This is a genomic window from Leifsonia sp. C5G2 (genome assembly GCF_013359685.1).
Taxonomy (GTDB): domain Bacteria; phylum Actinomycetota; class Actinomycetes; order Actinomycetales; family Microbacteriaceae; genus Leifsonia.
Genome location: NZ_JABFMV010000012.1, coordinates 102,453 through 116,447, shown reverse-complemented (window position 1 = coordinate 116,447; position 13,995 = coordinate 102,453). Strand labels below are relative to the sequence as shown.

General features: G+C 69.2%; 9 protein-coding genes. 1 reads left to right on the top strand and 8 read right to left on the bottom strand.

What is annotated here, in order from left to right; genetic code table 11:
- Positions 1 to 3: 3 nt before the first annotated feature.
- Positions 4 to 1,575 carry a long-chain-fatty-acid--CoA ligase gene (locus HNO83_RS15445; RefSeq protein ID WP_175338410.1) on the bottom strand — a complete coding sequence of 524 codons (1,572 nt, stop codon included), beginning with the start codon at positions 1,573 to 1,575 and terminating at the stop codon, positions 4 to 6.
- A gap of 118 nt (positions 1,576 to 1,693) precedes the next feature.
- Between HNO83_RS15445 and hrpA the strand changes: the two genes are divergently transcribed.
- On the top strand, positions 1,694 to 5,572 hold the full coding sequence (gene hrpA, locus HNO83_RS15440; RefSeq protein WP_175338409.1) for an ATP-dependent RNA helicase HrpA: 3,879 nt from the start codon (positions 1,694 to 1,696) through the stop codon (positions 5,570 to 5,572).
- Between the two features lie 85 nt (positions 5,573 to 5,657).
- Here hrpA and HNO83_RS15435 read toward each other — a convergent pair whose 3' ends face one another.
- The 7 genes from HNO83_RS15435 to HNO83_RS15405 form a co-directional block, all read right to left on the bottom strand.
- Positions 5,658 to 6,404, bottom strand: coding sequence for an SDR family oxidoreductase (locus tag HNO83_RS15435; RefSeq protein WP_175338408.1), 747 nt, complete (start codon positions 6,402 to 6,404; stop codon positions 5,658 to 5,660).
- A 28-nt stretch (positions 6,405 to 6,432) separates the two neighbouring features.
- Positions 6,433 to 7,209, bottom strand: a complete 777-nt coding sequence (locus tag HNO83_RS15430) for an amino acid ABC transporter ATP-binding protein (RefSeq protein WP_283810107.1) — start codon at positions 7,207 to 7,209, stop codon at positions 6,433 to 6,435.
- Positions 7,206 to 8,189 carry an amino acid ABC transporter permease gene (locus tag HNO83_RS15425; RefSeq protein WP_175338407.1) on the bottom strand — a complete coding sequence of 328 codons (984 nt, stop codon included), beginning with the start codon at positions 8,187 to 8,189 and terminating at the stop codon, positions 7,206 to 7,208. Before HNO83_RS15425 ends, HNO83_RS15430 begins: the two co-directional genes overlap by 4 nt.
- A gap of 5 nt (positions 8,190 to 8,194) precedes the next feature.
- A complete protein-coding gene (locus HNO83_RS15420; RefSeq protein WP_175338406.1) occupies positions 8,195 to 9,094 on the bottom strand; it encodes an ABC transporter substrate-binding protein in 900 nt (299 codons plus the stop codon).
- Positions 9,095 to 9,329: 235 nt separating this feature from the next.
- Positions 9,330 to 10,217, bottom strand: a complete 888-nt coding sequence (locus HNO83_RS15415; RefSeq protein WP_175338405.1) for a sulfurtransferase — start codon at positions 10,215 to 10,217, stop codon at positions 9,330 to 9,332.
- Position 10,218: 1 nt separating this feature from the next.
- Positions 10,219 to 11,208, bottom strand: coding sequence for a ribonucleotide-diphosphate reductase subunit beta (locus HNO83_RS15410; protein WP_175338404.1), 990 nt, complete (start codon positions 11,206 to 11,208; stop codon positions 10,219 to 10,221).
- 124 nt (positions 11,209 to 11,332) lie between these two features.
- Positions 11,333 to 13,831, bottom strand: coding sequence for a ribonucleoside-diphosphate reductase subunit alpha (locus HNO83_RS15405; RefSeq protein ID WP_175338403.1), 2,499 nt, complete (start codon positions 13,829 to 13,831; stop codon positions 11,333 to 11,335).
- Positions 13,832 to 13,995: the final 164 nt, after the last annotated feature.

Sequence of the window (13,995 nt, the reverse complement as noted above, 5' to 3'; positions counted from 1 at the left end):
GCGTCAGGATGCGGTCGTCGCCTCCGCCTCGAACACGGCCACCAGCTCCCGCTTCAGCACCTTGCCGCTCGGCCCGAGCGGCAGCGCCTCCACGATCACCACCCGGCGCGGGAACTTGTAGGCGGCCACGCGCTCCCGCGCGTAGACGACCAGCTCCTCCCCCTCGGCGTCGGCCCCCGGCATGAGGGTGACCGCGGCCATGATCTCCTGGCCGTGGGTGTCGTGCGCGACGCCGAAGACCGCGACCATCGCGACCGCGGGATGCGCCGACAGCACCTCCTCGACCTCGCGCGGGTACACGTTGTAGCCGTTGCGGACGATCATGTCCTTCTTGCGGTCCACGATCGTGATGTAGTCGTCGTCGCTCTTCGTGCCCAGGTCGCCGGTGCGGAACCAGCCGTCGACCACCGCCTCCGCGTTCGCCTCCGGCAGGTTCAGGTAGCCCTTCATCAGGTTGTGCCCGCGCACCACGATCTCGCCCAGCTCGCCGCGCGGCAGCAGCTCGATCCGGTCGTCGACCTCGGCGTCGGCGATCTCCACGTCCACGCCCCAGATCGGCGTGCCGACCGTGCCGACGCGCGTGGCCCGGCCGCGGTGGTTGAACGACGCGACGGGCGAGGTCTCGGTCAGCCCGTAGCCCTCGTGCACGTCGATGCCGTACACCTCCTTCATCCGCTCGATCACCGCCACCGGGATGGCGGCGCCGCCGCTCATCCCGTAGCGGAGCGGCGGCCGCTCCGGGTTGCTCTTCGCGGCCTCCAGCAGCGCGACGTACATGGTCGGCACGCCCGTCATGATCGTGCACCGGTGCTCGTTGAGCAGCTGCAGCGCCGTCGCGCCGTCGAACTTCGGCACCAGCACGACGGCCGCGCCCGCGCGGAAGCCCATGTTCATCACGCACGTCTGCCCGAAGGTGTGGAACAGCGGGAGGCAGCCGAGGATGCGGTCGGTCGGCTCGATGTCGAGGGTCCCGGCGAGCAGCACGTTCACCTGCTCGACCAGGGAGAAGTGGCAGCCCTCCGCGCCCTTCGGCTTGCCGGTGGTGCCGCTGGTGTACAGGATGGTCGCCGTGTCGAGCGGCTCGCGCGGCTCGTACGTGTCGATCGGCTCCGCGGCGGCGGACAGCTCCTCCAGCCGCGGGAAGGGCAGCTGCTCGACCAGTTCGTCCGGCACCAGGACCGACACCGTCGGGACGCCCGCGAGCCCCGCGCCCGGAGCGCCCTCCGCCAGCAGCGGCGCGGCGCAGATCAGCAGCGACGCCCCGGAGTCGCGCAGCACGTACGCGATCTCCTCCGCCTTGAGCAGCGCGTGGATGGGGACCACCACCCCGCCGAGGGCGAGCACCGCGTAGTAGGCGCGCGGGAAGTCGGGGACGTTCGGGAGCATCAGCGCCACCTTGTCGCCCGGACCGACGCCGAGGTCGCGGAGGGCGCCGGCGTACGAACGGGTCTGGTCCCACAGCTCGCCGTACCGGATCTCGCGGCCGGCGAAGATCAGCGCGACGTTGTCGGGCATCCTGTGCGCCGTCTCCGCCAGGATGCTCGCGACCGACATGGTGGCATAGCCGTGACTCATGGGTTCTCCTCGTCCTCATCGACGCCGGAACCGATCCGGGTTGAGGCGAACCTACGTCCTCTCGGGCGTCGGGGCAACGCCCTCGTGCGGGGCGCGCCGCGGGTAGACTGGAGGGCTGATGTCTTCCGCCGACACCCTCCCCCGCATCACGTTCCCGCCCGAGCTGCCCGTCAGCCGCAAGCGGGACGACATCGCGCGCGCCATCCGCGACAACCAGGTGGTCATCGTCGCCGGCGCGACCGGGTCTGGCAAGACGACGCAGCTGCCGAAGATCGCGCTCGAGCTCGGCCGCGAGAGCATCGGGCACACCCAGCCGCGGCGCCTGGCGGCGCGCACGATCGCCGAGCGCATCGCCGAGGAGCTCGACCAGCAGGTCGGAGAGCTCGTCGGCTACCAGGTGCGGTTCACCGACCGCGTCTCGAAGCAGACGCGCATCAAGCTGATGACCGACGGCATCCTGCTCAACGAGCTGCGGCGCGACCGGATGCTGCGTGCGTACGACACGATCATCATCGACGAGGCGCACGAGCGCAGCCTCAACATCGACTTCCTGCTCGGATACCTGAAGCAGCTGCTGCCGCAGCGTCCCGACCTCAAGCTCATCATCACCTCCGCCACCATCGACCCGGAGAGCTTCGCCGCCCACTTCGCCTCGCCCGACGGCACCCCGGCGCCGATCGTCGAGGTCTCCGGCCGCACCTACCCGGTCGAGCTCCGCTACCGTCCGCTCGTCGCCGAGGCGCTGGAGGAGGACGACGACGACCCGGACCCCGTCCCCGCCGCCGACCGCGACTACCTGCAGGGCATCAACGACGCCCTCGACGAGCTCGCCCGCGAGGCACCCGGCGACGTGCTCGTGTTCCTCTCCGGTGAGAACGAGATCCGGGATGCCGCCGACGCGATCCGCGGCCGCAACCTGCCCGGGACCGAGGTGCTCCCGCTATACGGCCGGCTGTCGGCGGCCGAGCAGCACCGGGTGTTCCAGCGCTCCACGACCCCCGGCATCCGCCGCCGCGTCGTCCTGGCGACCAACGTCGCAGAGACCAGCCTCACCGTCCCGGGCATCAAGTACGTGGTGGACGCCGGAACGGCCCGCATCAGCCGCTACAGCACGCGCGCCAAGGTGCAGCGGCTGCCGATCGAGGCCATCTCGCAGGCCAGCGCCAACCAGCGGTCCGGCCGTTCCGGCCGGACCAGCGACGGCATCGCGATCCGCCTCTACTCGGAGGAGGACTTCGCCAAGCGTCCGGAGTTCACCGAGCCGGAGATCCTGCGCACCAACCTCGCGGCCGTCATCCTGCAGATGATCTCGCTCGGACTGGGCGACATCGCGGCGTTCCCGTTCCTCACCCCGCCGGACTCGCGCGGCATCAAGGACGGCCTCGACCTGCTGACGGAGCTCGGCGCGATCACCTCCGGAAAAGCGGAGACGAAGCTGACGAACGTGGGCCGCCAGCTGGCGCAGCTGCCGATCGACCCGCGGTTCGCCCGCATGGTGGTCGAGTCGAAGCGCCACGGCACCTCGCGCGAGGTCATGGCGATCGTCGCGGGCCTCACCATCCAGGATCCGCGCGAGCGTCCCGTCGAGAAGCGCGGCAGCGCCGACGAGAAGCACGCGCGCTTCGCCGACCCGACCAGCGACTTCCTCACCCTGCTGAACCTCTGGAACTACCTGGAGGAGCAGCAGCGGGAACTCTCGTCGAGCGCCTTCCGCCGGCTGTGCAAGGCCGAGTACCTCAACTTCCTGCGGGTGCGCGAGTGGCAGGACGTCTACCGTCAGCTGCGGCAGCTCGCGAAGCCGCTGGGGCTCACGATCGGCGAGCCGTCGGTGAACCCCGACGGCATCCACCGCTCGCTCCTCGCCGGCCTGCTCTCGCACATCGGGCTCAAGGACGCACGCGACACCGGGTCGAACCCGCGCGGCGGCGCCGGCGCGAAGGGCGGCCCGCGGTCGCGCCAGTCGGAGTACCTCGGCGCGCGCCAGACCCGGTTCGTGATCTTCCCCGGCTCGACCCTGGCGAAGAAGCAGCCGAACGCCGTGATGAGCGCCGAACTGGTGGAGACCTCACGCCTGTTCGCACGCATGAACGCCGCCATCGACCCGGCCTGGGCCGAGCCGATCGCGGGCGACCTGTGCAAGCGGCAGTACAGCGAACCGCACTGGGAGAAGAACCAGGGCGCGGTCGTCGCCTACGAGCGCGTCACGCTGTTCGGCGTGCCGATCATCCCGCGCCGCCGGGTGCAGTACGCGCGGATCGACGCCGAGTTGTCGCGCGAGCTGTTCATCCGGCACGCGCTCGTCGACGGCGAGTGGGACTCGCACCAGGCGTTCGACCGGGCCAACCGGAAGCTCCGGGCCGAACTGCGCGAGCTGGAGGAGCGGACGCGGCGGCGCGACATTCTGAACGACGACGAGGCCGTCTTCGAGTTCTACGACAAGCGCATCCCGGCCGACGTCGTGTCGACGCGCTCGTTCGAGGGCTGGTGGAAGAAGGCGCGGCAGGAGACGCCGGACCTCCTGACGATGACGCCGGAGGCGCTGCTCGACGAGGATGCGGCCGAGGTCGACGAGGAGGCCTTCCCGCCGGTCTGGCGGCAGGGCGACCAGCGGCTCACCCTGCGCTACCGGTTCGAGCCGGGCGCGGAGGACGACGGCGTGACCGTGCAGGTTCCCCTGCCGCTGCTCGCCGGGCTGCTGCCGGACGGCTTCGACTGGCAGGTGCCGGGCCTCCGCCACGAGCTGGTCACCTCGATGATCAAGTCGCTGCCGAAGGCGATCCGCCGCCAGGTGGTCCCCGCCGCCGACTGGGCGCAGCGCCTGCTCGGCGAGCTGTCCGACGCTGCCGGGATGCGCGCGCACGAGGGCCGGCGCCCTGCCGGGACGCTCGCCGACACCCTGGCGGCGACGATCTCGCGGCTGACCGGGTCGCGCGTCAGCGGCACCGACTTCGACCTCGACCGGCTGCCGCCGCACCTGCGTCCCACGTTCCAGGTGGTCGGCGAACGCGGGCGACCGCTGGCGGCCGGAAAGGACCTGGCGGCGCTGCAGGACCGCCTGCGGTCGCGCGCCCGCGACTCGGTGGCCAAGGTCGCGGAGGCGCGCACGCCGAACGCCATCGAGCGGTCCGGTCTCACCACCTGGGACCTCGACGAGCTCCCCCGGTTCGTCGACTCGGAGCACACGGGCCCGGGCGGCACCAAGAACGTCATCCGTGCCTACCCGGCGCTCGTCGACGACGGGTCGTCGGTGAGCATCCGCCTGGTGGGCACGCCCGCCGAGCAGGCGCGCGCGATGCCGGGCGGGGTGCGGCGACTGCTGCTCGCCAGCGTCCCGTCGCCGGTCGCGTACGTGCAGCAGCACCTGACCTCGAACGAGAAGCTGACGCTCGCGGCCAGCCCCTACCCGAACACGAAGGCGCTGTTCGACGACTGCCTGCTCGCCGTCGTCGACTCCGTGCTGTACCGGATGAAGCCGGACGGCCAGGTCTTCATGCGCGCCGAGTTCGAGGCGGTGCGCGACCGGGTGTCCGGGATCGTGATGGACTCCATGTTCGAGACGGTCGCGCTGGTCACGCGCATCCTCACGGCGGCGCGGGCCGCCGAGAAGGCGATCTCGGGGGTGACCGCGCTGACGTACCTGCCGGCGCTCAACGACGCGAAGGGGCAGCTGGCCGGCCTGGTCTATCCGGGCTTCGTCTCGGCGACGGGCCTCGACCAGCTGCGGCACCTCCCCCGCTACCTCGCCGGGATCTCGCAGCGGATGCAGGCGCTGCCGACGAATCCGGGCCGCGACCGCGCGTGGCAGACCCAGGTGGAGACCGCCGTCGCGCTCTACACCGACGCCGGCGGCCGCATCCCGCTCGCCCCCGGATCGTCCCCCGCCCTGGTGCACGCGCGCTGGATGCTCGAGGAGTTCCGCGTCTCCCTCTTCGCCCAGTCCCTCGGCACCGCCGAGTCCGTCTCCCTCCCCCGCCTCCGCAAACTCCTCACCACCTGACCCCCCAGCCATCAGCTCCTGAGTTATTCGACTTTCCTGCGGCGATTCGCTCGAAAAAGTCAGGAGCTGATGGCTTGGCGGAGGGTCAGACGGGGAGGTGGAAGCCGCCGTTGGAGTGGAGGAGCTGGCCGTTGATCCAGCCGCCGGAGACCGAGAGCAGGAAGGCGACGAGGTCGGCGGTGTCCTGCGGGCGGCCGAGGCGGCCGAGGGCGGTCTCGGCGGCCAGGGCCTCGGCCAGGTCGGGCGTCATCCAGCCGGTGTCGATCGGGCCGGGGTTGATCAGGTTCGCCGTGATCCCGAGGTGCGCGAGCTCGACGGCCGCCGCGATGACGATGCGGTCGAGGGCGCCCTTGCTCGCGCCGTAGGGCAGGTTGTGGGCGGTGTGGTCGCTGGTCAGCGCCACGATCCGCCCCAGGCCGGCGGCCCCGGCGGGGAACTGCTCGGCGAACGCTCGGATCAGCAACCACGTCCCGCGCGTGTTCACGGCGAAGTGGCGGTCGAACGCTTCGACGCTGGTGTCGAGCAGCCCGCTGTCGACCGAGTAGGCGTGGCTGGCCACAAGGGCCTGGATGGGGCCGAGCCGCTCGGCGACGCGGCCGACGAGGTCCGCGGGCCCGGCCGGATCCGAGAGGTCCGCGGTGAGACCCAGCGCGCGTCCCCCCGCCGCTTCAACCTCCGCGGCCAGGGCCTCGTGGAAGCCGGGGTCGGGCTGCAGGTCGGCGAACGCGACATCGAACCCGCCTGTTCCGAGCCGGCGGACGATGCCCGTCCCGATGGCGTTCGGCCGGCCGACGCCGGTCACCAGGACGAGGGGACGACGCTGTTCGGTCATCCCCTCATCCTGGCAGAGCCTGCTGCGGCTAGAGCACCTTCGACAGGAAGGCCTGCGTGCGCTGGTGCTGCGGGTTGCTCAGCACCTCGCGCGGGTCGCCGGACTCGACGACGACGCCGCCGTCCATGAAGACCAGCTCGTCGGCGACCTCGCGGGCGAAGCCCATCTCGTGCGTCACGACCACCATGGTCATGCCGCTCGCCGCCAGGCCCTTCATCACGTCGAGCACCTCGCCGACGAGCTCCGGGTCGAGCGCCGAGGTGGGCTCGTCGAACAGCATCAGCTTGGGGTCCATCGCCAGCGCCCGGGCGATCGCCACGCGCTGCTGCTGCCCGCCGGACAGCTGCGACGGGTAGTGGTCGCCCTTGTCGGACAGCCCGACGCGGGCGAGCAGCTCGGTCGCGCGCTCCACCGCCTTCGCCTTCGACAGGCCCTTCACCCGGATGGGCGCCTCGATGATGTTCTCCAGCGCCGTCATGTGCGGGAACAGGTTGAACCGCTGGAACACCATCCCGATCTCACGGCGCTGGCGGGCGGCCTCCTTGGGCTTCAGCTCGTACAGCTTGTCTCCGTGCTGGCGGTAGCCGACGACCTCGCCGTCGACGGAGAGCCGGCCGGCGTCGACGCGCTCCAGGTGGTTGATGCAGCGCAGGAACGTCGACTTGCCGGAGCCCGACGGGCCGATGATGCACAGCACCTCGCCCTGGTTCACCTTGAGGTCGATGCTCTTCAGCACCTCGTTCGAGCCGAAGCTCTTCGAGACGCCCTCCGCCAGCACCATGGGGGTGGTCGTGGTGTCGGTCATCCCTTGCCTCCGAGGTCGTTTCCGTCGGGTGCTCCCGCGGCGGGCAGCGCGCCGGTCGCGAGGGCGGGTTCGGTGCGGTCGGGCCGCCGTGCGTTCACACCCCGCGAGAAGCGCTTCTCCAGGAAGTACTGCCCGACCATCAGGATGGACGTGAACAGCAGGTACCAGAGCGACGCCACGATGAGCAGCGGGATCGGCGTGTACGTGACCGCCGAGATGTCGCGCGCGACACCGTACAGGTCGGTGGTGAGCGGGATCGCCGCCACCAGCGACGTGGTCTTCAGCATCGAGATGACCTCGTTGCCCGTCGGCGGGATGATCACGCGCATCGCCTGCGGGATGACGATGCGGCGCATCGTCTGGCCCCACGACATGCCGAGCGCGGTGGCCGCCTCCTCCTGGCCCTTGTCGACCGAGAGCAGACCGGCGCGCACGATTTCCGCCATGTACGCCGCCTCGTTGAGCGCGAGGCCGACGATCGCGATGATGAACGCGTTCTGCATGAACCCGAGGTTCAGGTCCACCCCGATGTTCGTCCACGGCACGCCGAGGAAGATCTGGGGGTAGATCAGCGAGAACAGGCCCCAGAAGACCAGCTGGACGTAGACCGGCGTCCCGCGGAAGATCCACAGGTACACCCACGCCACCGACTTCACGACCGGGTTCGGCGACTGGCGCATCACCGCGAGGATGAGGCCGAGGACGACACCGATGATCATCGAGAAGACGGTGAGTTCGAGGGTCACGAGCGCAGCGGCGCTGATGCGCTTGTCGAAGACGTACTTGCCGACGTACTGCCAGCCGTACGCGGGGCGCTGGGCGGCGTCGACGATGAACCACACCAGCAGCAGGATCAGGATGGCGGCGAAGACGATCCGCCACGGGTGCTTGAGCTTGATCGCCTTGATCGGCTCGGAGCGGGAGCCCGCCGGCGACGGGACGGATCCCGTCGCCGGCCGGGCGGTGTTGCTCTGGGACATGAAGGTCAGCCCTTCGAGGCCGCGTTGATCTCGGCCTTGTCGACCGCGCCGTCGGCGACGCCCCACTTGTCGAGGATCTTCTTGTAGGTGCCGTCGTCGATCAGCGCCTGCACCGTCTTCTGCAGCAGCGGGCCGAGCTCCGAACCCTTCTTGACCGGGAGGCCGTACGGCGCCTCGTCGAAGGTTTTGCCGGCCGCCTCGAGCTTGCCGTTGGCCTTCGAGATCGCGTACAGGGTGACGGGCGAGTCGGCGCTGAGGGCGTCGGCCTTGCCGAGGACGACGGCGTTGGTCGCGTCGTCCTGCGTGTCGTAGCGGAGCGCCTGGATGGCCGGCTTGCCGGCGTCCGTGCACTTCTTCGACTTGGCGGGGACCTCGTCGGTGTCCTCGTAGGTGGTCGACTGGACGGCGACCTTCAGACCGCAGGCGTTGTCCGGGTCGATGTTCTTGCCCTTCTGGGCGGCCCACAGGATGCCGGCCGAGTAGTAGTTGACGAAGTCGACCTGCTGCTCGCGCTCGGTGGTGTCGGTGAACGACGACATGCCGTAGTCGTCCTTGCCGCCGGTGATGCTCGGGATGATGTTGTCGAACTTCGCGATGGCGAAGCTCGTCTTCACGCCCAGCTTGGCGGCGATGGCGTTGGCGAGGTCGACCTCCCAGCCGACCGGCTGCTGGTTGTCGTCCTTGAACTCGTTCGGCGGGTACGTGTTGTCCATGCCGACGACGATCTTGCCGGAGTCCTTGATCCTCTGCGGGAGCTGGTTGGCGAGGGCGTCGTCCTTCTTCACGTCCGCCGCGGCGCTCGACGTTGAGCTGGAGGAGGGGGTGGAGTTGTCGACACAACCGGCGAGCGCGAGCGCTGCGACGGCGGCGACTGCGGCGACGGGGGCCACGGTTCGGATGCGCATGATTGTCGTTGTCCTTCTTCCTGGTGCAGGAATGGTGTCTGCGTATAGCAAGGGTAAGGGGAGGATACCGCAGCGGCGTGGCCGCGCCTCAACACTAATTCGCGCAGGGAACAGCGTTTTTCGCGGAGGTTTCCGACAGGTTTCGGCCGTCTGGGCGGCGAAATCCGCCGTTTGACGCCGTTCTGGCGGCGGAACGGGAGGCCGCCGGGGGCCGGGGCGCCCGGGTCTCGTTTGGCTATCGGTTCCCGGTCGCCACGGCCCGCTCGGGGTCGTTGGACCAGGCCGAGTACGAGCCGGCGTACAGGGACGGCAGCGGAAGGCCGGCAGCGACCATCGCGAGCGCCTCGTGAGTCGCGGTCACGCCGGATCCGCAGTAGACGCCGACGGGCGTGTCGGGGTGGACGCCGAGCGCGCCGAACCGGGCCAGCAGGTCAGCGGGCGGCAGCATCCGGCCGGTGTCGTCGAGGTTGCCTGTGGTCGGAGCGCTCACGGCGCCGGGGATGTGGCCCGGTCGCGGATCGACCGGCTCGACCTCGCCGCGGAAGCGCTCTCCTGCGCGCGCGTCGAGCAGGACGGCCGTGGGGTCGTCGGCCAGGGCGGCGGCCGCGTCGGCGTCGAGCGTCGGCAGCTCGCCGAATCGTACGTGCAGGCCGCCGGGGATGGGGGCGGGTGCCGGGCCGGTGGCCAGAGGCATCCGGGCGTCGCGCCACGCCGCGATGCCGCCGTCGAGCACGCGGACGTCGCGCACACCCGCGTGGCGCAGAAGCCACCAGGCCCGGGCCGCCGAGGTGCCGGACGCGTCGTCGTAGACGACCACGGCGTCGCCGTCGTCGAGTCCCCAGCGGCGTGCCGCCTCCTGGAAGTCCGCCTCGGCCGGGAGCGGATGACGCCCGTCGGTCGGCTCGCCGTGGCCGGCGAGCTCGGTGTCGAGATCGACGTAGACGGCGCCCGGGATGTGGCCGCGCTCGAACTCCTCACGGCCGGGCGGGCCGCCCAGCTTCCAGCGGACGTCGAGCACGCGCCACGCCGAACGCCGCCGGCCGGCGCCGCTCCACAGGGACTCGGCCCCGAGAGCGACATCCAGCGCGGCGGCGGTGATCAGCGGAGAGGTCTCCGTGCTCATCTCAGCGTCCGGTGGACGCCTTGGCGTTCGACTCGTAGGAGGTGTTGGTGGACTCGAAGAAGTTCACCAGCTCCAGCGTGTCGTTGGCCGTCGCCATCCACTTGGCCGGGTTCGCGACCTTGTACTCGGCCTCGAAGCCCAGCTCCTCCAGACGGCGGTCGGCCAGGTACTTCACGTACTGGTTGATGTAGTTGGCGTTGAGGCCCAGGATGCCGCCGGGGAGCAGGTCGCGGTTGTACTGCTCCTCCATCTCGACGGCGTCCAGGATCATCTGGCGGATCTCGTCGGCGAACTCCGGCGTCTGCAGGTCGGGGTTCTCCTCGAGCACCGTCAGGATGAGGTTGATGCCGAACTTCAGGTGCAGCGACTCGTCGCGCACCACCCAGTCGATCAGCGAGCCGAAGTTGCGCAGCAGGTTCCGCTGACGGAAGGACAGCGCGACCATGAAGCCCGAGTAGAACCAGATCCCCTCGAGGATGACGTTGTACGCCACCAGGTTGCGGATGAAGTCCTGCTTGCCCTCGGTGGTCGTGATGTCGAGCGCCTGCTCGGTCATCCGCTTGATGAAGCGGACCTCGAACTCCTCCTTCTTCGCCATCGACGGCACGTCGACGTGGGAGTTGTAGGCCTGCTCGCGGTCGATCGGGAACGTCTCGAGGACGTACTCGAACGACATGCAGTGGTTCGCCTCCTCCCACATCTGCTTCGCGAGGTAGAGGTGCGCCTCGGCCGCGTTGATGTAGGGGTAGACGCCGAAGGCCAGCGCCTTGTTGACCAGCAGCTCGTTCGGGTTGAAGTAGCTCATCAGGAAGGTGACGGCGTGGCGCTCCTCGTCCGTCATCTTCTTGAAGTCGGCGATGTCCTCGCCGAGCTGGATCTCGTTCGGGAACCACGTGTTGGCCACGGCCTGGTCGTACAGGTCCATCGCCCACTGGTACTTCACGGGCTTGAGCAGCAGCCCTTCTTCGATTCCGGTGCCCAGAATCCCCATGGTGTCGTTCTCCTCGTTGCTTCTACGGCCGGGTGCCGTGCTGACCGGAACTACTGGCAGGACTCGCACTGCAGGTCGTCCATCGGGTCGACCGGCACGTAGTACTCCTCGATCTTGGTGCTGTTCACTTGTTCTCACCACCCGCGGCGTTGTTCGAGGTGAGGCCGCCGAAGCCGAAGCCGCGACGGGCGGGGGCGGCGGCCGGAGCCGTCTCGGTCACCGCGGGCGCGGCGGCCGGAGCCGGAGCGCCGGCGCCGACGGACGCGAAGCCCTTGCGGCCGCCCGAGATCTCCTCGGCCTTGTTGACCTTGACGGTCGACTGCTCGGCCTGGTGACGCGGCTTCATGTGGAGGTAGTACGTCGTCTTGACGCCCTTCTCCCAGGCCGCGTAGTAGATGTCCATCATGTCGCCGAGGTCGCGGGTCTCGAGGTACATGTTGCGGCTGATCGCCTGGTCGATCCACTTCTGGGCGCGGGCCGCGACCTCGATGAAGGCGTACGGCGAGAGCTGGAAGCTCGTCTTGAACGTGGCCTTCACCTCGTCCGGGATCTCCGCGATGTTCTGGATGTCGCCCTGCGAGCGCAGGATCGCCTCGCGGACGTCCTGCCAGAGGCCGCGTTCCTGCAGCGTCTCGACCAGGTTGCGGTTCACCTCGAGGAACTTGCCCGAGGAGGTCGACCGGCTGAAGATCTGCGAGAACTGCGGGTCGAAGCCCGGCGTGGTGCCGGCGACCAGGCCGATGGACGCGGTCGGCGCGATGGCCATGAGCGTCGCGTTGCGCATGCCGCCCTTGACCTTCTCGCGCAGGCGATCCCAGTCGAGGCGGATGGTGCGGTCCACCGTGATCGGGACGCCGCGGTCGGCCTCGGTCAGCGCGATCGAGTCGTAGGGCACGAGGCCCTTCGACCAGCGGGAGCCCTCGAAGTTCGGGTAGGCGCCGCGCTCCTGCGCCAGGTCGGCGCTCTCGTCGATGGCGGCGTACGAGACGTGCTCCATGATCTCGTCGATCAGGGCGTACGCCTCCTCGCTCTCGTAGCTGAGGCCGAGCTTCTCGACGACGTCGGTGAAGCCCATGACGCCCAGGCCGATGGCGCGGTTCTGCTGGTTGGAGTAGTCGGCCTCCGGAACGCTCGACACGGTGATGTCGATGAGGTTGTCGAGCTGGCGGACCGCCTGGCGGGCGCTCGCCTCGATGCGCTCCCAGTCCATCCTCCCGTCGATCAGGTGGCGGCTCAGGTTGATCGAGGCCAGGTTGCAGACCGAGACGTTGTCGCGGTCCTGCGGCAGCGTGATCTCGGTGCAGAGGTTGGAGAGGTGGATCGTGCCCGTGTTGTTGTTGAGGGCACGGTTGTTGATCGTGTCCTTCCAGGTCAGCCACGGGTGGCTGGTGGTCTGCAGGCTCATCAGGATGTCCTTGAACTGCGCGCGGGCGCTGATCTTCTTGAACATCTTGAGGGTGCCGGCCTCGGCCTCGGCGACGTAGTGGGCGTAGCGCTCGGAGAACGCCTTGCCGTACAGCTCGTTGAGGTCGGCGACCTCCAGCGGGTCGAAGAGGTACCAGTCCTCGTCGTTCTGGACGCGCTTCATGAACTCGTCGCTGATCCAGACCGCGGTGTTGGCGGTGCGCGTGCGGCGGTACGGGTCGCCCGAGTTCTGGCGCAGGTCCAGGAACTCCGGGAAGTCCATGTGCCAGTTCTCCATGTAGAAGCACAGGGCGCCGAACTTCTTGCCGCCGCGGCTGACCGCGCGGAGCACCGAGTCGATCGTGTGCATGAACGGGATCGGGCCGGTCGACGTGGTGTTGTTGGAGCGGATGGGCGAGCCCTGCGCACGCAGCTTCGTGACGGACAGGCCGATGCCGCCGGTGCCCTTGGTGAGCCACATGACGTCGCGCACGCTCTTCGCGATGTGCTCGATGTCGTCCTGCATCTCCATGACGAAGCAGTTGGAGAGCTGCGGGTACGCGGTGCCCGCGTTGACCAGCGTGGAGCCGGCGGCGAGGTACTCGAGCTTCGACATCTTGTCGTAGAACGCGATCGCGTGGCTGGTGGGGTCGGCCTCGTTGAGGGAGAGGCCCATCGCGATGCGCATCCAGAAGAACTGGGGAACCTCGAGCGAGTCGCCGTTGCGGGCCTTGATGCCGTAGCGGTTGTTGAGGGTGACGACGCCGATGTACTTCAGCAGCTCGTCGCGCGAGGGGTCGAGGTAGCCGGCGAGGCGGTCGAGGTCGAACGCGGTGGTGAAGCGGCCGTCGAGCAGGGTCTCGGCGACGCCGCGCTCGATGTAGGAGCGGAAGCGCTCCGCGTGGAGGCTGACCAGTTCGTCGTGGTTCTCGTAGTCGCCGAGGACGCGCTTGTAGATCGTCTTGAGGAGCAGGCGCGCGGCGACGGTGTCGAACGCCGGGTCGTCCTTGACGTTCTGGAGGGCGACCTGGATGACCGCCTCGTCGAGCTGCTGCGTCGTGATGCCGTCGAACAGCGTGAGCTCGAGCTCGCTCGCGATCTGCGTCACCCACGTGATGTTCTCGTCAAGACCCTGGGCCGCGTTCTCGATGGCCAGGTTGATCTTGTTGGCGTCGTACGGCTCCCGCTCGCCGTTGCGCTTGACGACTGTGATACCCACTGTCTCTCCCTCTTCGATGTGCCGATCAGACGGCGGAAAACCCCACGGAACCGCGACGTCGGGCGTCTGAGACGCTCGTCCGGCCCTTCGTGCTCGACCACTATATAGCGGGGGTCCGACATTTCCATCCCCCCACATCTAGTGGGCGTGTCGTCCACAGATGG

Bases quoted from the DNA above. Each gene is read 5' to 3' on its own strand.
- HNO83_RS15445 (WP_175338410.1), bottom strand. From the start codon at position 1,575: ATGAGTCACGGCTATGCCACCATGTCGGTCGCGAGCATCCTGGCGGAG.
- hrpA (WP_175338409.1), top strand. From the start codon at position 1,694: ATGTCTTCCGCCGACACCCTCCCCCGCATCACGTTCCCGCCCGAGCTG.
- HNO83_RS15435 (WP_175338408.1), bottom strand. From the start codon at position 6,404: ATGACCGAACAGCGTCGTCCCCTCGTCCTGGTGACCGGCGTCGGCCGG.
- HNO83_RS15430 (WP_283810107.1), bottom strand. From the start codon at position 7,209: ATGACCGACACCACGACCACCCCCATGGTGCTGGCGGAGGGCGTCTCG.
- HNO83_RS15425 (WP_175338407.1), bottom strand. From the start codon at position 8,189: ATGTCCCAGAGCAACACCGCCCGGCCGGCGACGGGATCCGTCCCGTCG.
- HNO83_RS15420 (WP_175338406.1), bottom strand. From the start codon at position 9,094: ATGCGCATCCGAACCGTGGCCCCCGTCGCCGCAGTCGCCGCCGTCGCA.
- HNO83_RS15415 (WP_175338405.1), bottom strand. From the start codon at position 10,217: ATGAGCACGGAGACCTCTCCGCTGATCACCGCCGCCGCGCTGGATGTC.
- HNO83_RS15410 (WP_175338404.1), bottom strand. From the start codon at position 11,208: ATGGGGATTCTGGGCACCGGAATCGAAGAAGGGCTGCTGCTCAAGCCC.